At 57.7% G+C, this 17900-nt stretch carries 20 protein-coding genes; 13 read left to right on the top strand and 7 right to left on the bottom strand.

From position 1 onward, the window contains the following. The first annotated feature begins 132 nt into the window (after nucleotides 1-132). From pth to BN1936_RS02730, 5 genes are all read left to right on the top strand, one after another. The gene (gene pth, locus BN1936_RS02750; RefSeq protein ID WP_022444525.1) at nucleotides 133-756 is read left to right on the top strand and encodes an aminoacyl-tRNA hydrolase; all 624 of its coding nucleotides are present in this window, start codon (nucleotides 133-135) and stop codon (nucleotides 754-756) included. A gap of 3 nt (nucleotides 757-759) precedes the next feature. After that, nucleotides 760-1287 carry a DUF523 domain-containing protein gene (locus BN1936_RS02745; RefSeq protein WP_022444526.1) on the top strand — a complete coding sequence of 176 codons (528 nt, stop codon included), beginning with the start codon at nucleotides 760-762 and terminating at the stop codon, nucleotides 1285-1287. A gap of 57 nt (nucleotides 1288-1344) precedes the next feature. Beyond that, nucleotides 1345-2439 carry a redox-regulated ATPase YchF gene (gene ychF, locus BN1936_RS02740; protein WP_022444527.1) on the top strand — a complete coding sequence of 365 codons (1095 nt, stop codon included), beginning with the start codon at nucleotides 1345-1347 and terminating at the stop codon, nucleotides 2437-2439. Between the two features lie 173 nt (nucleotides 2440-2612). Further along, nucleotides 2613-2990: a helix-turn-helix domain-containing protein gene (locus BN1936_RS02735; RefSeq protein ID WP_049686585.1), complete on the top strand. Its 378-nt coding sequence runs from the start codon at nucleotides 2613-2615 to the stop codon at nucleotides 2988-2990. Nucleotides 2991-3069: 79 nt separating this feature from the next. Beyond that, on the top strand, nucleotides 3070-5118 hold the full coding sequence (locus BN1936_RS02730; protein ID WP_049686584.1) for an AsmA family protein: 2049 nt from the start codon (nucleotides 3070-3072) through the stop codon (nucleotides 5116-5118). Nucleotides 5119-5130: 12 nt separating this feature from the next. Here BN1936_RS02730 and coaD read toward each other — a convergent pair whose 3' ends face one another. Next, nucleotides 5131-5619 carry a pantetheine-phosphate adenylyltransferase gene (coaD, locus tag BN1936_RS02725; protein WP_022444530.1) on the bottom strand — a complete coding sequence of 163 codons (489 nt, stop codon included), beginning with the start codon at nucleotides 5617-5619 and terminating at the stop codon, nucleotides 5131-5133. A 2-nt stretch (nucleotides 5620-5621) separates the two neighbouring features. After that, nucleotides 5622-6197, bottom strand: a complete 576-nt coding sequence (locus BN1936_RS02720; protein ID WP_053101784.1) for an RsmD family RNA methyltransferase — start codon at nucleotides 6195-6197, stop codon at nucleotides 5622-5624. A gap of 72 nt (nucleotides 6198-6269) precedes the next feature. Here BN1936_RS02720 and ftsY point away from each other — a divergent pair, with 72 nt between their 5' ends. Genes ftsY through BN1936_RS02690 form a run of 6 tightly spaced genes read left to right on the top strand, consistent with a single transcriptional unit; the run spans nucleotide 6270 to nucleotide 11370 of the window. Next, a complete protein-coding gene (gene ftsY, locus BN1936_RS02715) occupies nucleotides 6270-7415 on the top strand; it encodes a signal recognition particle-docking protein FtsY (RefSeq protein WP_082164429.1) in 1146 nt (381 codons plus the stop codon). Nucleotides 7416-7427: 12 nt separating this feature from the next. Beyond that, a complete protein-coding gene (locus BN1936_RS02710; RefSeq protein WP_022444532.1) occupies nucleotides 7428-8336 on the top strand; it encodes a Ppx/GppA phosphatase family protein in 909 nt (302 codons plus the stop codon). A gap of 14 nt (nucleotides 8337-8350) precedes the next feature. Beyond that, entirely contained in the window at nucleotides 8351-9013 is a 663-nt protein-coding gene (locus tag BN1936_RS02705) for an ATP-binding cassette domain-containing protein (RefSeq protein ID WP_022444533.1), read from the top strand. Beyond that, nucleotides 9006-9902 carry a cell division protein FtsX gene (locus tag BN1936_RS02700; protein ID WP_022444534.1) on the top strand — a complete coding sequence of 299 codons (897 nt, stop codon included), beginning with the start codon at nucleotides 9006-9008 and terminating at the stop codon, nucleotides 9900-9902. The genes BN1936_RS02705 and BN1936_RS02700 overlap by 8 nt, the downstream gene beginning before the upstream one ends. A gap of 53 nt (nucleotides 9903-9955) precedes the next feature. Further along, nucleotides 9956-10888, top strand: a complete 933-nt coding sequence (gene rpoH / locus BN1936_RS02695; protein ID WP_022444535.1) for an RNA polymerase sigma factor RpoH — start codon at nucleotides 9956-9958, stop codon at nucleotides 10886-10888. An 8-nt stretch (nucleotides 10889-10896) separates the two neighbouring features. Further along, complete coding sequence (locus tag BN1936_RS02690; RefSeq protein WP_022444536.1) at nucleotides 10897-11370, top strand: tRNA (cytidine(34)-2'-O)-methyltransferase; 474 nt, start codon at nucleotides 10897-10899, stop codon at nucleotides 11368-11370. Between the two features lie 98 nt (nucleotides 11371-11468). Here BN1936_RS02690 and leuD read toward each other — a convergent pair whose 3' ends face one another. The 5 genes from leuD to BN1936_RS02665 all read right to left on the bottom strand — a co-directional run bounded on the left by leuD (nucleotide 11469) and on the right by BN1936_RS02665 (nucleotide 15454). Continuing rightward, nucleotides 11469-12098 (bottom strand): 3-isopropylmalate dehydratase small subunit, encoded by a 630-nt coding sequence (leuD, locus tag BN1936_RS02685; RefSeq protein ID WP_198290743.1) that lies wholly within the window; start codon nucleotides 12096-12098, stop codon nucleotides 11469-11471. Nucleotides 12099-12119: 21 nt separating this feature from the next. Beyond that, entirely contained in the window at nucleotides 12120-13541 is a 1422-nt protein-coding gene (gene leuC / locus BN1936_RS02680) for a 3-isopropylmalate dehydratase large subunit (RefSeq protein WP_049686583.1), read from the bottom strand. A 167-nt stretch (nucleotides 13542-13708) separates the two neighbouring features. Further along, nucleotides 13709-14416, bottom strand: a complete 708-nt coding sequence (locus BN1936_RS02675; protein ID WP_049686582.1) for a response regulator — start codon at nucleotides 14414-14416, stop codon at nucleotides 13709-13711. A gap of 88 nt (nucleotides 14417-14504) precedes the next feature. Then, nucleotides 14505-15023, bottom strand: coding sequence for a protein-export chaperone SecB (gene secB / locus BN1936_RS02670; protein WP_022444540.1), 519 nt, complete (start codon nucleotides 15021-15023; stop codon nucleotides 14505-14507). 89 nt (nucleotides 15024-15112) lie between these two features. Further along, nucleotides 15113-15454 (bottom strand): rhodanese-like domain-containing protein, encoded by a 342-nt coding sequence (locus tag BN1936_RS02665; protein WP_049686581.1) that lies wholly within the window; start codon nucleotides 15452-15454, stop codon nucleotides 15113-15115. 157 nt (nucleotides 15455-15611) lie between these two features. Between BN1936_RS02665 and gpmA the strand changes: the two genes are divergently transcribed. After that, on the top strand, nucleotides 15612-16361 hold the full coding sequence (gene gpmA, locus BN1936_RS02660) for a 2,3-diphosphoglycerate-dependent phosphoglycerate mutase (RefSeq protein ID WP_022444542.1): 750 nt from the start codon (nucleotides 15612-15614) through the stop codon (nucleotides 16359-16361). 57 nt (nucleotides 16362-16418) lie between these two features. Continuing rightward, a complete protein-coding gene (locus BN1936_RS11165) occupies nucleotides 16419-17858 on the top strand; it encodes a murein hydrolase activator EnvC family protein (RefSeq protein ID WP_022444543.1) in 1440 nt (479 codons plus the stop codon). Nucleotides 17859-17900 lie beyond the last annotated feature (42 nt).

Below are 17900 nucleotides of genomic sequence, written 5' to 3'. Positions count from 1 at the left end.
TTTCCCGGCTTTTCTCTGAAAAGGCTCTTTCCTTTGAAAGAGCCTTTTTTTTCAGGGCCTGAGAAGAAGGCCGCTCTGGACTCCCTCCTCCCTGAAATGCGTACTGTAAGACGCTTAAGGAATTACTGAATCATGCCCGCTCAGATGAAAGGAATCTCACTCATTGTCGGTCTCGGCAATATCGGATCGGAATACGATGGCACGCGCCACAACGCGGGCTTCATGTTCGCCGATGAACTCGCCAGCCGTTCTCACGCTTACTTTTCGGAAGAAAAGAAGTTCAGCGCCTATGTGACCCGCGTCGAACTGGATCATCACGATGTCTGGCTGATGAAGCCGACGACCTACATGAACCGTTCCGGCACCGCCGTACAGGCTCTCGCCCAGTACTACCACATTGAGCCCGAGGAAATCCTTGTCGTCCATGACGAGCTCGATCTCCTGCCCGGATGCATGAAGCTGAAGCAGGGCGGCGGCAACGCCGGTCACAACGGACTGAAGGACATCACGCAGAAACTCGCCACCCCGAACTTCTGGCGCCTCCGTATCGGTACGGGTCATCCCCGCACGCTTGGCCTCCGAATCCAGGTTGTGGATTTCGTGCTCGGCAAACCGACCCCCGAACAGATGCAGGGCATTTCCAGCTGCATCGCGGCTGGCATCGACTGCATGGCGGATCTCGCGGACGGCAACTTCCAGTCCGCGCAGAGGAAGATCGCCCCCTTCGGGAAGCATCCCGACGAAGCGGCCAAATAAGCCATGGCGTCGCCTATCTTCGTCAGTGCCTGCCTGCTCGGTTTTCCTGTCCGCTGGGACGGAAAAACCGTTTCAGGGGACTACGCGAGCATTCTCACCAAGTTCGTGTCCCGAGGCGGCAGAATCGTGTCGCTCTGCCCCGAGTGCCCGGGCGGGCTTCCCACACCGCGCCCACCCTGTGAAATCCAGGCAGGGGACGGCGCGGACGTTCTGTCCGGAAGGGCTCGCGTGATCAGCGTCAAAAGGACCGATCAGACGCTTGCCTATCTTCAGGGAGCCCGTGAGGCCCTGGCACTCTGTCTGCAGAACCAGGTCAAAGTGGCTGTACTGAAATCTTTCAGTCCTGCCTGCGGAAACGGTAAAATTTATGATGGCTTTTTTCGCGGCACCAAAAAAGACGGCACCGGCGTTACAGCCTCCCTTCTCAGCCAGTCCGGCATACGTGTCTTCGACGCAGAGCACACCCTGGAGGCTGTCGCGCTCGCGCTCAAGGAATCTTCCGACGAGTCCTGCGGCTGCGGCAGAGAGTAGACATTTTCAATCGCGGGAGGAGACTCTCCTCCGCTTTTATCTTTAGGAATTCAAGAAATGGGTCTTAAATGTGGCATCGTTGGCCTTCCCAACGTTGGCAAGTCAACGCTCTTCAATGCTCTGACGAAAGCGGGCATCGCCGCTGAGAATTACCCCTTCTGCACAATTGATCCCAATGTGGGCATCGTCGAGGTTCCGGACCCGCGCCTGCAGGCGCTCGCCGAAATCGACCATCCCAAGAAAATCGTTCCGGCCGCTGTCGAATTCGTCGACATCGCCGGTCTGGTTGCCGGCGCGAGCAAGGGCGAAGGCCTTGGTAATCAGTTCCTCGCCAACATCCGTGAGTGCGACGCCATTGCCCATATCGTCCGCTGCTTCGAGGACGACAACATTGTTCATGTGTCCGGCAAAGTGGATCCGGCTTCCGATATTGAAGTCATCAATACGGAGCTGGCGCTCTCTGACCTTACCGTCGTTGAGAAGCAGATCCAGAAGTGGGGCAAGCAGGCCAAGCAGGGCGCCGACAAGGAAGCCGCGAAGCTGGTCGCTGTGCTGGAGAAACTCCAGCCCGTCCTGAATGAAGGCAAGCCCGCCCGCACTGTGCCGCTGACTGACGAAGAGAAGCTGCTGATCAAGAATTACGGTCTCCTTACCCTGAAGCCCGTGATGTTTGTCGCCAACGTGAGCGAAGACGGCTTTGAGAACAACCCTTATCTCGAGGCAGTGCGCCAAATCGCCAAGGAACAGGGCGCGACGGTTGTCGCTGTTTCCGCTCAGACCGAGGTTGAGCTGCTCGAAATGCCGGAAGAAGACCGCGCCATGTTCCTCTCCGATATGGGGATGGAAGAGCCGGGCCTCAACCGCGTGATCTGTGCGGCCTACGACCTTCTCGGCCTCCAGACCTTCTTCACGAGCGGTGAAAAGGAAACCCGCGCCTGGACCATCCATAAGGGGGACACCGCCCCGAAGGCTGCCGGCGTCATTCACACCGACTTTGAACGCGGCTTCATCCGCGCCCAGACGATCGCCTACGACGACTACATCAAGTACCACGGCGAAAAGGGTGCTCAGGAAGCCGGCAAGGAACGCGCTGAAGGCAAGGATTACGTTGTCCATGACGGCGACATCATGAACTTCCTCTTCAACGTCTGATTCCGCTCTCTGACGTCTGATTCCTGTCCCGGGGCCGGACATCCGGCCCCGGGATGTTTTTACCGGCCGCAATCGCTCAGTGGCGGCTTGTTAGAATACAATCAGACTGTTTTTTTGTGATTCACGGCAGAGGAATGCTCCTCCGCCCCCAATCCGACTGCCCCTCTGACACTATGGCTTTGACCAGCACCAAACAGCGAAAGGAACTAGGAGAGCGTCTGCAGTCCGAGCGCGAACGGCTCGGCTACACGCAGGAGCAGATTGCGTCGCTTCTTGGCGTTCCGCTGGATCAGTATCAGCGCTATGAGACCGGAGAATCTGACCCCGGGCTCTTTCGCATGACGCGTCTTGCCGCAATCGGGTTTGATGCGAACTTCGTCATTACCACCGAGCGCCATAATCCGGTGCGTGAGGAAAACGAACTGCTGTCCCGTTTCCGTTCTCTTTCCATGCACGGAAAGTCGTCGCTTTTCATGACGCTTGATGCCCTCGAAAGGCTCGCTCCGAATCTGCGCCGGACGATCCGCAAAACGCTTCGCTCGAAGAAATAACCTATTTTTGTGTCTGACCGGCGCACTAACCGTCTAAACTAGGAGCTGTGTACTCCGATTTCAGACCTTGCGCCGCGCCATGAAAAAAGATTCTGCTCTCATCAGGTTAGTCAGACTTTCCAAGTGGCTTATTCTGTTTGCTGCTCTGGCTTCGTTCGCCTCTATTTCCGCGCTGTATATCGTGGTGAGCCCCAAGTGGGTAGAGGAAAAGCTGGAGGATTTCTCCTCCAAGAAGCTTGATCTCCACATCAAGCTGGACGGTCAGGTCACCATCAAGCACCTGCCGAAAATTGAGGTCACCCTGCCCAAGGGCACTCTGACCGATACAACAGACAACAGCTATCTCGGCAGCTTCTCATCCGGCACCATCCGTATTTCGCCCTGGGGACTTCTCATCGGCCAGCTCCACATTTCCAGCATCACGCTGGACGGGCTGAATTCGGCCATTGCCTCCCCGGATCAGAACGAGCTCCAGCATCTTTCCCGTTCACCGCTGATTCAGGATACGGACAGCTGGATCGCTCCTGTCGTCGTGAAGAAACTGATCCTCACCAACGCGCAGGTTGCCGTGAACGGTCTCAGACCCGAGCCGGTTCAGGTGCAGATCGCGTCGCTGGAAACCGGTGAGGTTGCGCCCCGGATGACCGCGCCGGTCACCTTCAGCGCCTCCTTCACTTCGCCCGCGGACAGAATCACCGCGAATGTTGAGGGTTCCGGCAATGTGGACCTCGATCTGCGAAGCAAGATTCTCGGTCTGCCGCAATTCAGGATTCACGCTTCAGGGACTCTGCAGGACTCTCCGTTTGACGCCACTGTGCAGACTGAAAACTTCCAGTATGTGCAGGGTGTCTGGTCCGGGAAACAGCTCGCCGCCTCTGTTTCCACCACAGGGAAAAAGCAGAATACCTACCAGCTCTCGGTCGAGGATCTGTCCACGCAGAATCGCATTGTGCGCGGCCGGATTTCCAAACTGAGCGCGGTGCAGTCGCTTGAGAGCGGCACGCAGTCGCTTTCTGTCTCCTCGCCCTTCTCGGTCGACATGGATAAGAAGAGCTACTCGCTCGACCAAATGCAGCTCGGCTATGTGCTCGCCGCGGACACCGCCCCGGCCATTCAGACGAGCCTCACCGGCACTGCCCGGGGAAACTGGGCTGAGCAGACACTGCAGCTTGAAACGAAGGGAAAGCTGAACGACGCCCCGCTCTCGATTTCCCTCCAGGGGAGCTCACTTGAGTCCCCGAAAATCGATACTCAGATTGTCGCGAAGAAGATTGATCTGACACCAAAGGAAGAAACGGCGCCTTCCACACTCTCCTGGGAAAGCATTCCGTCTGAAATCGCTGTGCCGCTTATCCGAGTTGCGGGTACGGCGACCGTTCACGCCACTGTCAGCATCGAGGAACTTTCCCGCGGCTCACTCCGGGCCTCAGCGGTCTCCTCCCACATTGCGCTCAGCCGGGACAGTCTCACCATTTCAGACTTCTCAGCTGATCTCAGGGGAGGGCATGTGACCGGCAATCTTTCCTTTGACCCATCCGGAAGCTGGGTGATCAGAGCGAAGGCCACGCAGATCGCGGCAGGCGACCGCAGCGCCCCTGACAGTCTCAGCGGCACCCTGAATCTCATTCTGACGGCGTCCGGTCCGGGTGATCCCGATCAGATCATGACAAAGAGCCTCAGGGGCGACGCGGATATTGAACTGGCAAACGGAAATATGCCGGGGCTGGGCCGTAAGCCGCTTCCCTTCACGACCCTCTCCTGCCCGGTTGTGATTCATGACGGCATTGCGTCGACCGGAAGTCTGAAGGCTGCCGGTCATGACTTCACGGCGAAGGGCCGGGCTGAGATTGATCTGCAGACACTCTCCGTGGCGGGTGAAGCCACGGTGTGGTCCGCTCTGCAGCAGAGATCCTCAGGAGCAACGCTGGACGGATCTGTTTCGCGACCGGTCTGGAGCCTGATTGATCCGATGGAGTTCCTGCCGGCGGAACCTCAGCCGGCTCCAAAGGCCGCCGCTCCGGCAGCCGCTTCCCCCGCCGCGCTGAAAACCACGGTTCCTTCAGAATCTGAATCCATGTTTGAGCGCTGGTTCAGAGAACTGAAGGAATGGGTTGTGTCGAAATTCTAAACTCCCGCTTACTTACGGTCTGAAGCCCGGAAGCTTCTCTTTCAGGGCTTCAGCCACCCGGGGTGAAACAAATGCCCCGACGTCTCCGCCGAGTGAAGCGATCTCCTTCACATAGGACGATGCGACAAACTGAAGCGAAGGCTCTGTCTGAAGGAATACGGTATCCACCCCCGGCATCAGCATGGAGTTAACCCCGGCCATCTGGTACTCATAGGCGAAGTCTGATACTCCCCGGATGCCGCGGACGAGGACATCGAGTCCCTCACGCTTCACCAGATCGCTCAGCAGCCCATCAAAAATCACGACAGAAACATTCTGAAGATCGCCCACCTCTTCACGCACCAGACTGGCCCGCTCTTCCGCCGTGAAAACGGTGCGCTTCCCGGTCGAGGCCGCGACGGCAACAGTCAGAGTCTCAAAGAGTCTCGCCGCGCGCCGGATGATATGAAGATGACCCAGCGTTACCGGATCAAAAGTGCCTGCGTACACTGCCTTTGCCACAATCAGTCCCCCTTGGCGAGATCCGCGAGAGGCGATGCCTTCCTCGCGAGAAGCTGATATCGGACGGCTCCTGAGCTGCCGGATCTCAGCACTGCGAAATCCTCCGGAACCGGTATCTCTTGCTCAGACGGGCTTTCCAGATAAATGAGACCGTCGTCCGCCAGAATGCAGGCGGCTGCCGTGAGTGCGCTCTGATGCAGCCCGGCAGCAAACGGAGGATCAATAAACACCACGTCAAAGGAACGATCGGGATAGCTGCGGGTGAGCGTGAGACTGTCGCCCCGGCGGACCACTGCGTCGTCCCCGGCTTTCAGCTTCGCGCAGACATCCGAGAGATTCCGCGCGTTCTGAGGATCCCTCTCAATCAGGACAGAAGTGCCGCCACGGCTCGCGAATTCCAGCCCCAGCGCCCCGCTTCCAGCAAACATATCGAGAGCCCGTTTCCCGGAGTACCCTCCAAGCAGGAAAGTGAGCCAGTCAAAAACCGTCTCCCGGATTCTGTTTCCGGTTGGGCGAAGTCCATCCAGATCGATCACGGGGAGAGGCGTTCTCTTCCATTTGCCTGCAGAAATCCTCACAGCACCCGTTTTCTTCCCGCGAGTTGGTAAACTTGACGGATAAAATATTCTTTTCTTTTTCATTACAGTATTATGGTTTTTTTCTTTGGCAAGAAGAAGGACGAGAAAAACGCTGATTCCGAACAGGAAGAAGCCAAGTCTCAGTCCGGCGGCTCCTGGTTTTCGAAACACTTCTCCGCGTCAAAACCCGCTGAGCCTGCTGCGCCTGCCGAAACTCCGGCCCCTGCTCCGACGCCGGCACTGGCTCCTGCCCCTGCACCGGCCGCTCAACCCAAACCGGCCCCGGCCAAGGAAACATGGTTCTCGAAGCTGCGCCGCGGTCTGACAAAGACCCGCGTCAATCTCTACGGCCTGTTCTCAGGTGGCGTAATCGATGAGGACTTTCTCGAAAACCTGCAGGACGCGCTGATCGCGGCCGATACCGGCCTCCCCGCATCTGAAAAAATTATCGAGGAACTCCGCGAGTCTATCAAACTGAAGGGGCTGAAGACCCAGGAAGAGGTCCGCGGTGAACTGATCGACATCATCACCCGGATGCTGAAGCCGTCCGAACAGGATCTCGATATCGAGCGCGCTCATCCGCTTGTCATCATGATGGCCGGTATCAACGGCGCCGGGAAGACGACCTCCATCGGAAAAATTGCCAAGTGGCTCGCTGCCCGGAACAAATCCGTGCTGCTCGCTGCCGGCGATACCTTCCGCGCCGCCGCGCGTGAGCAGCTTGAAGAGTGGGGCAAGAGAAACCAGGTGCATGTTGTGTCGCAGCAGGGCGCAGATCCCGCGGCCGTCATTTTCGACGCTGTGAGTTCTGCCAAGGCCCGCGGCATTGATGTTGTGCTTGCGGACACCGCAGGCCGTCTGCCGACGCAGGCGAACCTCATGGAAGAACTTACCCGCATCAAGCGTTCTCAGGAAAAGGCCCTGCCCGGCGCGCCTCACGAAATCATCCTCGTGATTGACGGCACGAACGGGCAGAACGCCCTCGCTCAGGTCCGGCAGTTTGACCAGGCAGTCGGTCTGACCGGTCTGATTGTGACCAAACTCGACGGCACCGCGAAGGGCGGCGTGCTCCTCGCGCTCGCTCAGGAACGCGGCGGCTCTCCCCTTCCGATCTACTTTATCGGCGTGGGCGAAAAAATCGACGATCTCCAGCCCTTCAAGGCTGAGGAATTTGCCCGCGCCCTCGTGGGTGAGGAAGAGGCGGAATCCCATTCCTGACGGCGTATTTCTATGACAGAAAAATATGCGGTAATTGATCTTGGCTCCAACAGCTTCCGGCTGGAAATCGCGCATTTTGATGGCCGGAGGCTGGTGTCAGATCGCTATGTGAAGGAAACCGTGCGCCTGGCTGCCGGTTTTGACAGCAGCGGTTGCCTGACAGAGGAAACCGAGAACCGGGCGCTTGCTTCTCTTGCCCGGTTCGGGGACCTGATCCGCGGCATTCCGCAGAACCGGATCCGCGCTGTGGGAACCCAGGCGCTCAGAATCGCGAAGAACTCTTCAGACTTCCTCACTCGGGCAGAGCCTGTTCTCGGATGTCCGATTCACATCATTCCCGGAACAGAGGAGGCGCGTCTCACCTACCTCGGCTGCATCAAGAGCCTCAATCCCCCGACAACGGACCCGATCCTAGTCATCGATATCGGCGGCGCATCCACAGAGCTTTCTGTCGGTGACGGCTCCAAACTCTGCGAAGCCACTTCATTCCCGATTGGCTGCGTGAATACGACGATCGCCTCGTTCTCGACCCGGGAGCTGAACGAGAAGACCATCGCTAAAGCGATTGATCAGGCTGCACTTGTCTTTGAGGCAGACGCCGCCCGCTTCATGTCTCACCCCTGGAAGGGGGCCTACGGATCCGCCGGCACTATCAGCTCGCTTCACAGCGTTGCTGCCGCCTGCGGCTGGGGCAGCGGCCCGATTACCCCCGACATCATCCGCCTCGCCTCTCAGGCCCTTGCCAAAGCAGGGTATATTGATCAACTGAATCTGACGGGGCTGAAGCCGGACAGACGGGACATCATTGCCGGGGGCTTTGCCGTACTGGCAGCCCTCTTCAAGGTATTCCGCATCCAGGAGCTCAACCTCGCCACGGGATCCCTCAGAACCGGAATTTTCTACGATTTGTCCGGGCTCTGAAACACAGGATAGGTATGGATAATTCTTCTTCAGGCATGATCGAGCTGAGCCAGGTCACGACTTCCCGCGGTCAGTTTCCGGTTCTCTCGCGTTTTACGCTGACGATTTCCCAGGGCCAGTTCATCAATCTCTATGGCCCGACCGGATGCGGCAAGACAACAGTGCTGCGGCTGATCTGCGGACTCGCGGATCCGTCCTCCGGAACCGTGCGGGTTGCCGGACAGGACCTCAGCACGCTTTCCTCAGGAGCCCGGAAACGGCTGCGCCGCAGCTTCGGTCTCTTCACCCGGACTGCACTTCCTTCTGAAGACGAAGCCCTGCTTCAGGCCATCACAACACCGGCCATTCTCTGCGGTCATTCCATCCGGGAAGCCATGATGCTGGCAGCTGACGCGCTGACGGTCTGCGGTCTGTTCCCGCTGGCCGATAACCGTATCCGGGATCTCTCGGAAGGGGAGCGGCAGCTCGCGCTCCTCGCCCAGTCACTCGTGAATAAGCCTGCTGTCATTCTGGCCGATGAACCAACCGCTTATCTCGATGAAGAGCACGCGGACGCCGCTCTTCGGATTCTTGCCCAGTACGCCTCTGAAGGCGGCACCGTGCTCGCTGTGAGCCACAATCCGCTTTCCGACACCTTCGTCACGGCAATCGACATGGAGAAACTGCATCATGTCTAATGCATTTGCCGCTCGCCAGTGGGCAACCATGAAGCTCTTCGAGGGCGTGTCCCGTCATAAGGGCAAGGTGCTCATTTCGCTCGTCATCACGACGCTCGCCATGAGCCTGCTGCTCGTGGCATTCACGCTCTCCCTCACGGCTTACAACTCCGTGAAGGGCGTCTCTGTCGCCCAGGAGATGACCATTTTTACCGATCAGGGGGTCGGCTCAGAACGGGCCACGAACTTGAAGGAAACGATTGAAAAGCAGCCCGGCATCACCCGTGTCCGTCTCGTTTCACCCGACGAGGCGCTGGGGCTCATCGGAGATACGGACAACACGGATCTCTCCTTCAGCACCAACCCGCTGCCCAATATTCTGCTCGCCACCGTCAGTACGGATATCCCCGAGAAACAGGTGGATGAGACCGCCAAATTTATTGAGAAACAGCCCGGGGTTGACTCGGTTGCCTACGACAGCACCTGGAACAGCAACATCCAGGCTCTGAAGAACGCTTTCGCCAAATTCGGCCTTCTCACCGGAGGTCTTCTCTGCGGTCTTATTCTGATGGTGCTGCTGGGCAGCGCAAGCCTTGCCGCAACCACGCCTCTGAAGGAAGCCCTCAGGCTGAACAGCATGGGTGCCCCGACATCCTTCATCGTCCGCCCGGATGCCTGGCGGGCCGGATTCGTCTTCCTGCTGGCGTCTCTTGCCTCCATCGTGATCGCGGATCTCGCGATCTCGAGCATTGCCCCCGCGCTCTCCACCGCTCTCGGGCTGTATCACCTGCCCGTCACGTTCCAGCCTCTGCCGCTCTCCTGGCAGGTTGCTTTTATTCTGGTGTCGTTCCTTCTTGGCAATATCCTGGGAGGATTGACCAGCTACCTCGGCTACCGGGGCAAAATCTGATGGAGGGATCCTTCATACGCAGGGTCTCCCGATCAAAGCGTTAGGACGGAAAAATGACGTCAAATTCGCTGAGAAAGCCCGTACAGACCGCACTGGTTCCTTACCGCAAAAGGACCCAGCTGCCGGCGCTTACGCCGGGAGACCTGGGTAACCTCGACGCCTATATCAAGGCGGCGAACAGCGCTCCGGTTCTTACCGCGGAGGAAGAGCGGAATCTCGCAATCCGCATGCGTGACTACAACGATGTGGACGCCGCCCAGGCGCTCATCATTTCCCATCTGCGTCTGGTCATTTCTGTCGCGCGCGGCTATCTGGGCTACGGTCTTTCCCACGGCGATCTGATCCAGGAAGGCAACATCGGCCTCATGAAAGCTGTGAGGCATTATGACCCGGACAAGGGCGTACGCCTGATGACCTTTGCCGTGCACTGGATCCGGGCGGAAATCCAGGAGTACATCGTGAGAAACAGCCATATGGTGAAGCTCGCGACGACTCACGCTCAGAGAAAACTCTTCTTCAATCTGAGGCAGATGAAGAAAACCGATCAGTCGCTCACCAATGCTCAGGCAGAGGACATCGCAGAAAAGCTGAACGTCAAGCCAAAGGAAGTCCTCGAAATGGAAAAGCGTCTTTCGGGGCCGGACGCTTCGCTGGATACGCCGCTCGATGAAGAGGGAGACTCCTCCGTCACGGCAGTCGACATGCTGACCGATAAGAGCGATGAGCCGGTCGAAATTCTGGAAAAAGCGGATGAACTGCAGCTGGAGCAGGTCGGCCTCAAGAAGGCGATCGAGCAGCTTGATCCCCGAAGCCGCCGCATCATTGAAGCCCGCTGGTTCCATGAGAATGACGAGGGTGAAGTGAAGGCGGTCAGTCTCGCCACGCTCGCGAAGGAGTTCGGCATTTCGATCGAGCGGGTTCGTCAGCTGGAAAAACAGGCCATCGCCAAACTGAAAAAAATTCTCACTGAATCCTCAGGTAAATAGATTTCTCCATGTTTCACATTGTTCTGGTTTCACCCGAAATCCCGCCCAATACCGGGAACGTTATCCGGCTGTCAGCCAATACCGGCTGCACACTGCATCTGATCAAGCCGCTTGGCTTCTCGCTCGACGACAGCCATCTGCGCCGCGCCGGTCTCGATTATCGGGAATACGCCACGCTGAAGACCTATGAAAGCTGGGATGACTTCATCGAAAAAGAGCATCCGGATCCCCGGGATCTCTATATGTTTTCCTCCCACGCCACGCGGTCTCTGCCAGAGGTGAAATTCACTGCCGGCTCCTGGCTTGTTTTCGGACGTGAAAGCGCTGGCCTGCCGCTTGAACTGCAGGAGAATCACTGTCTCAAAGAGAACCGGATCCGCATCCCCATGATGCCGAATAACCGGTCGCTCAATCTCTCCAATTCTGTCGCTGTCGCGGTATTTGAAGCCTGGCGGCAGCACGGCTACGCCGGATCCGTCTGATCCGTACCGCGGCAACCCGCAAAAAAAACCGGGCGCCGCGCTGTCAGACAGCGCAGGCCCGGTTCTCCTCTCTCCTCTATCTGCAGCGGAAAACCTTATCAGCCTTCACGCTCCAGTCTCTCCTTAGCCTTTCCTGCAAGCCCTGCCATCCAGGGGAATGCGGCTTCATGCTGGCGGCGGAACGCCTGGATCTTATCCAGATCCTTCAGCGTTGAGCCCACCATATCCAATCCTTCAAGCAGCATCTCACGGTGCCGGTCTGACAGTTCAAACGACCACTCGCGGCTGCCGTCTGAAATCGTGCGGTTCGCCACATCAATCGTGAGACTGACAGGCTTTCCGCCGCTCACCGCTTCGAGAATGGCCTCTCCATCCTCGCGGGACACCTTGGCTGCGAGCAGCCCGTTATTGAAGCAGTTGGAATAGAAAATCTCGCCGAAACTCGGCGCAATCACTGCCCGGATACCGATCTGCATCAGCCCCCAGACAGCGTGCTCGCGGGACGACCCGCAGCCGAAATTCGGAGAAGAAACAATAATACCCGCCTTCTCGTACCCAGGCTGATTGAAAACGCAGTCCGGGCGGCGCGTTCCGTCCGGGTAGCAGCGCAGATTGAAGAACGTGCCCTTCGCGAGACCTGACTTATCCACGCCGCGCAGGAACTGCTTCGGCATGATCTGATCCGTATCGAGGTTATCAATCGGGAGCGGTACGGCAACGGCATTCAGCTTTACGAGTTATTCCATTTTTCAGATCTCCGGAAGTTTGCGCCAATCAGTCAGATGCCCGGTCACGGCAGCGGCCGCCGCCATCTGCGGGCTCACGAGATGCGTCCGGGCACCCCGGCCCTGCCGGCCTTCAAAATTGCGGTTCGTGGTCGAAGCGCACCGCACCCCCGGCTCCAGAACAAAGTTATTCATCGCGAGGCAGAGTGAGCAGCCGCTCTTACGCCATTCAAAACCCGCATCCTTGAAGATACTATCGAGTCCCTCAGCCTCAGCTTCCCGCCTCACCTGCATGGAGCCCGGAACAACCTGCGCCCGGACCCCCGGTGCCACATGGCGGCCCCGGATCACGGCAGCCGCCGCTCTCAGATCAGGCAGCCTCGCGTTCGTGCAGGAACCGATGAAGACATGCTGCACGGGGATCCCTTCCATCGGAGTCCCGGCTTCGAGCCCCTGATATCCCTGAGCCCTGACAGCGGCTGTGTGAGAGTCCGGATCCGCGAAGGAATCCGCTTCCGGAACCGATTCCGAAATCCCGACCGCCTGATCCGGGCTAGTGCCCCAGGTCACCATCGGTTCCAGAGCCGAGGCATCAAGCGTATGAACGATGTCGAAGTGCGCATCGTCGTCACTCTTCAGGGAGCGCCAGTAGTCCTGAGCCGCTTTCAGTTCTTCCCCCTTCAGATCCGGGCAGTGAGCGGTCACCCACTCCACAGTCTTCTCGTCAGGCGCAATGATCGCGCCGCGCGCACCGGCCTCAACTGTCAGATTGCAGAGCGTCATCCGGCCTTCGACCGGCAGCTCATTCACCACGCTGCCCTGATACTCAACCACACAGCCCAAGGCGCCGCGGGCGGAAATCTTCCTCAGCACCGCAAGCGCCAGATCTTTCGCGGTTACCCCTTCCGGGAGATGTCCGTCAATCCGGATCAGCATCGTCTTCGCCATACGGTAGACGAGAGTCTGGGTCGCGAGGATATGTTCAATTTCGGAGGTTCCGATCCCGAACGCCAGTGCCCCGAGAGAACCATGCGTCGTGGTGTGGCTGTCGCCGCAGATCACGACCATGCCGGGGCGCACCAGCCCCTGCTCATCCATCAGCACATGCTCGATACCCTGATGAGGATCGTTCGGGCCATAGAAAGCCTTGATGCCGAACTGCCGGCAGTTCTCGCCAAGCTTCGCCGCCTGACGGGCGCTCGCTGAGTCCTCAATAACGCGGGGGGTAACATCTTCGGTCGGAATGACATGGTCAACCACACAGAGGTGGGAATCAGGAGACAGCACTCCGATACCGCGCTCAACCAAGCCGGCAAAAGCCTGAGGACTCGTGTACTCATTTGCGAAGTGGATGTCGACGTACAGCAGAATCGTGCTGTCATCGATTCGCTTCACCGTGTGGGTGTCGACGATTTTCTGATACAGCGTCTCAGGTTTTCCCGCCATGTTTTTTCTCCGAAAGGATTAGACAACATGGGTATTTTATGCCCATTAAGCTAGTATTTTGTACTTATTCAGGGGTATAAAAATAAGAAAAAAGCCTCCCTCCCGCTTTTACGGGATTGGAGGCTTTCTGAGGCGGATCACCGCCCGGATTCGTCAGGGAAAGCGGATTACTGACGATCCAGGTGATGCTCAACCGCGAACACAGCGGCCTGAACTCGGCTGCTCAGGTTCAGCTTGCGGAGAATGCTCTGAACATGAACCTTGACCGTCGATTCGGCCAGATCCAGGGCGCGGGCGATTTCCTTATTGGAAACACCCTTCGCAAGCCAGGCGAGCGTCTCGCGTTCACGCGGCGTCAGCGAGTTGACGTCCGTCACCGGAGTGGCAAGGCTCGCGTGGTCGCGGCGGATCTTCATCACGAGCTTGGAAGTCATTTCGGGAGAAAGGACGGAGTCGCCTTCAACCGCGTGACGGATTCCGGAAAGGAGGAAGTCCGTGTTGATCTTCTTCAGCAGATAGCCGCGGGCACCGAGGCGCATGCATTCGACGAGGTCGTCACCGTCTTCGCTCACCGTCAGCATCAGAACCGCCAAATGGGGCTGGGCTTCCAGGATCTGCGCGAGGGCTTCGTGGCCATTCATCACCGGCATATCCAGGTCAAGCAGCACCACGTCAGGCTGGAGCTGCTCGGCGAGCTTGACGCCGTCAAGACCGTTATCGGTTTCGCCCACGACCTGGAAGTCGGACTGACGCTGCAGGAGCGCCTTCAGGCCGCTGCGGAATAGCGTGTGGTCATCGACAAGAAGGATTCGGATTTTCTTGCCGCTGTTTTCAGATTCCGTCGTATTTGCTGAATCTTTCTCATTGATACTCATGATGCATCTCGCTTTGAGTCGTGAAACTCTTTGACGCCTGCGGGCTGTCACTCAGGGGTTCGCCGGTGAGCCCGCAGTGATTTTTTTATTACGCCTGACCAGAACCGTTGGCGGCCGGCTGGACAGAAGATTCCGCCTGCTGCTGCATCTGGGCAAGACGCTGCTGATAGAGAGCCTCGAAGTTCACCTCAGGCAGATGCACAGGGGGCATGCTGGTACGGGTAATCAGATCCGCCACATTGGCGCGGAGGTACGGATAGACGATCGAGGGGCAGTACACGTTCAGCAGATGATGCGTGTCCTCTTCGCCGATACCGGAGATCTGGAAAATGCCGGCCTGCTTGCCTTCAACAAGGAAAAGCACCTGTTCCTTCGACTTAACGGTCACGGTGCCGCGGACGACAACCTCGTAGTAATCCGGAACGGAAAGCTGCAGCGGGACAACCTCAAACTGAATATCCACCACCGGCTGCTCTTCAAGAGCCTCCGTGAAGACTTCGGGCGCATGCGGCATCTCAAGCGATGCGTCCTTAAAGTAACAGCGCTGCAGCTGGACCACGGGGCCGTTCTGTTCAGCGGATTCCTGATTTCCGATTTCTTCTGCCATCTGGCTAATTCCTTGGTTAGGGAAACTCAAACTACTCTAATGGTAGTAATTTTAGGGCAATCTGCATACATCACCCTAGTTTTTTTCAATTATTTCACGACCGGAAGGCCGGCTTCACGCCATCCCTTCATGCCGCCTTTCAGCACCGTCACGCTGGCAAAGCCCATGCCTTTCAGCAGGGAGGCAACCATCTTGGCGTCTCCGGCGGCACTAATCAGAAGGACCGGCTTCGTTTTATCGAATTCGTTCAGATGATGATGAATCACCGTGGCCGGGAAATTCCGCGAGCGGGCAATGTGACCAGCCTTGTAGTCATCGTTCGAGCGGATATCGATAACCTGGGCGTCCTTATGATTGATCAGTTCGGTCGCAATCGTGCTGTCGACTTCCTTCCCGCGCTTTTTGCGGGTCAGCATCGGCCAGAGCAGCATGGCTCCCGAAATTAATACAATTGCGACTAAAGCCGCATTGCGGTAAAGAAAATCCAACACGGTTCTATTCCTTGTATCCCGTACTAGGGTTCAGACTAAGGTATTCGATTATAGAATGTTGGAATCTCCTTCAGGTTCCCTAACTAGAGAAAACTTTATGCATAAACTCGTTCTCATGCGCCACGGCCAGAGCCAGTGGAATCTCGAAAACCGTTTTACCGGCTGGGTCGATGTCGACCTCACCGAGCAGGGGCGCCAGGAGGCTCAGAAGGCAGGTGAACTGCTGCGTACGCAGGGTTACCAGTTCGATCTGGCCTACACCAGCGTGCTTAAGCGCGCGATCCACACCCTCTGGATTACGCTGGATGCCATCGATCAGGATTGGCTGCCTGTGCGCAAGTCCTGGCGTCTGAATGAACGCCATTACGGCGCCCTTCAGGGACTCAATAAATCAGAAACCGCTGAAAAATATGGTGAAAAGCAGGTTCTGATCTGGCGCCGCTCCTACGACATCCGCCCGGGCGCCCTGGAGAAGGACAGCCCGATGTGGCCTGGCAAGGATCCTCGCTACGCGGATATCCCCGAGGCTGAGATTCCTGCCTGCGAGTGTCTGAAGGACACCGTCGCCCGCGTGATTCCCTTCTGGGAAGAATCGATCAAGCCTGAGGTTGCCTCCGGCAAGCGTGTACTGATCGCGGCTCACGGCAACAGCCTCCGCGCCCTGATCAAGCATCTCGACGGCATCAGCGATGAAGACATCGCCGGTCTCAATATTCCTACGGCTCAGCCGCTCGTCTATGAATTCGATGACGACATGAAGCCGATCCGCCACTACTACCTTGGCAATCAGGAAGAGATCGCGAAGGCCATCGCCGCCGTAGCTGCCCAGGGCAAGGCGAAGCACTAATCCCTCCGATCAGGATCAGCCCCTTCGGACTGCGGGCTGATCCGCCTCTGCCTCTTCATGAAAAAAACTGCCTTATTTATTGCGTCAATCTTTGCTGCCAGTGTTCTCCTGCAGCCGGCTGTCACGTATGCCGCGCAGCAGAAGAAAACTGCGTCTGCGAGTAAGAAGAGCACGGCAAAGACCAGAAAACGGGCTGCCGCTCCCCGTCGGGCTGTAAAGAAATCCCGATCAAAGGCAGCTGCCCGGAATCAGGATGACAATACTGCGCAGAAGAAGGGGCTTGAGAATCAGCAGAAAGCGCTTCAGCAGCAGATCGGCAAGCTTCAGCGGGATATTTCCCTCAAGCAGGCGAAGCAGCAGAAGGAAGCTTCTGCCGCCAAGTCCGCTCAGAGCGCTCTGACGCTTTCCAATAAAAAGCTGCAGCAGCTGACCGCTGAGCAGAAGCAGAAACAGAATCAGATTGCGAGCATCAAAAAGGAGTCCGGACGGGTTACGAACCGACTGGAGAATACCCGCCGCGACATCGCGACCAATGCCCGCATCCAATATCTTTACTCGAAGAAGAAACCCTGGGAAGTTCTGGTATCCGGCTCCACACCGGCTGAAATCCACCGCGGCAACGCGATTCTCGATTACCTCGCGGAGCGTCATCAGAAGAGAGCCAATAATCTTGAGGTGACGAAGGTTCAGCTGAAGAATCAGGAGCAGAAGACCACAGCACAGGCAAAAAATATTGCCGCGAATGCCGCGACTGAGCAGCAGAGCAATCAGAAACTTGCTGCGGATCAGAAACTGCACCAGGACAACACGAAGAAGCTTGAGCGGCAGATCGCGAGCCAGAAGCAGCAGGTTGCGGAACTGAAGAAAGACCAGCAGCGCCTCTCTGCCCTGATTCAGCAGATCAACGCTGCCATTGCGGCCCAGGAACACGCCCGCCAGAAGAAACTTGAGGAGGAGCGGCTGGCCAGGAAGAAAGCAGCAGAGGAACGCGCCCGTCAGCTCGCGCTGGCGAAGAAGAAAGCCGCGCAGCAGGGTAAGCCGGCTCCCAAGGCCCCCGCACGGGTTGAAGAGCCTCCGGAACCTGCCCCTGCGCCTTCTCTCTCCGGAAACTTCGCGAAGCTCCGGGGCCGTATGCCCATGCCGGTATCCGGCACGGTTGAGGGCCGCTATGGTCAGAACCGTAACGGTATCGGCAAGTGGCAGGGACTCTTCATCCGGGCACAGGAAGGCTCCGCTGTCAAAGCCATTGCCGCGGGCCGCGTGGTGTACTCCGGCAATCTCCGCGGCTTTGGGAATCTGATTATCCTTGATCATGGCAGCGGATATCTCTCGGTTTACGCGTATAACAGCGCTCTTCTGAAAGGCAACGGCAGCTCGGTCTCCGCCGGTGAAACCATCGCGCGTTCCGGCTCCGGGGCGATCGGCGATACCCCCGGTCTATACTTTGAGATCCGCTACAAGGGTCACACCATTAACCCCTCCTCATGGGTGAGATAGCCCTCTGGTGGGAACATTCATTTTTCTGAAATTCCGCCTGTT

It is taken from the genome of Dakarella massiliensis, from assembly GCF_001182045.1.
Lineage (GTDB): Bacteria > Pseudomonadota > Gammaproteobacteria > Burkholderiales > Burkholderiaceae_F > Mesosutterella > Mesosutterella massiliensis.
The sequence above is the reverse complement of the archived record's forward strand: the minus strand, read 5'-3'. Positions and strand labels throughout refer to the sequence as shown.

Coding starts and splice junctions, on each gene's coding strand:
- pth (WP_022444525.1), top strand. CDS start 133: ATGCCCGCTCAGATGAAAGGAATCTCACTCATTGTCGGTCTCGGCAAT.
- BN1936_RS02745 (WP_022444526.1), top strand. CDS start 760: ATGGCGTCGCCTATCTTCGTCAGTGCCTGCCTGCTCGGTTTTCCTGTC.
- ychF (WP_022444527.1), top strand. CDS start 1,345: ATGGGTCTTAAATGTGGCATCGTTGGCCTTCCCAACGTTGGCAAGTCA.
- BN1936_RS02735 (WP_049686585.1), top strand. CDS start 2,613: ATGGCTTTGACCAGCACCAAACAGCGAAAGGAACTAGGAGAGCGTCTG.
- BN1936_RS02730 (WP_049686584.1), top strand. CDS start 3,070: ATGAAAAAAGATTCTGCTCTCATCAGGTTAGTCAGACTTTCCAAGTGG.
- ftsY (WP_082164429.1), top strand. CDS start 6,270: ATGGTTTTTTTCTTTGGCAAGAAGAAGGACGAGAAAAACGCTGATTCC.
- BN1936_RS02710 (WP_022444532.1), top strand. CDS start 7,428: ATGACAGAAAAATATGCGGTAATTGATCTTGGCTCCAACAGCTTCCGG.
- BN1936_RS02705 (WP_022444533.1), top strand. CDS start 8,351: ATGGATAATTCTTCTTCAGGCATGATCGAGCTGAGCCAGGTCACGACT.
- BN1936_RS02700 (WP_022444534.1), top strand. CDS start 9,006: ATGTCTAATGCATTTGCCGCTCGCCAGTGGGCAACCATGAAGCTCTTC.
- rpoH (WP_022444535.1), top strand. CDS start 9,956: ATGACGTCAAATTCGCTGAGAAAGCCCGTACAGACCGCACTGGTTCCT.
- BN1936_RS02690 (WP_022444536.1), top strand. CDS start 10,897: ATGTTTCACATTGTTCTGGTTTCACCCGAAATCCCGCCCAATACCGGG.
- leuC (WP_049686583.1), bottom strand. CDS start 13,541: ATGGCGGGAAAACCTGAGACGCTGTATCAGAAAATCGTCGACACCCAC.
- BN1936_RS02675 (WP_049686582.1), bottom strand. CDS start 14,416: ATGAGTATCAATGAGAAAGATTCAGCAAATACGACGGAATCTGAAAAC.
- secB (WP_022444540.1), bottom strand. CDS start 15,023: ATGGCAGAAGAAATCGGAAATCAGGAATCCGCTGAACAGAACGGCCCC.
- BN1936_RS02665 (WP_049686581.1), bottom strand. CDS start 15,454: ATGCTGCTCTGGCCGATGCTGACCCGCAAAAAGCGCGGGAAGGAAGTC.
- gpmA (WP_022444542.1), top strand. CDS start 15,612: ATGCATAAACTCGTTCTCATGCGCCACGGCCAGAGCCAGTGGAATCTC.
- BN1936_RS11165 (WP_022444543.1), top strand. CDS start 16,419: ATGAAAAAAACTGCCTTATTTATTGCGTCAATCTTTGCTGCCAGTGTT.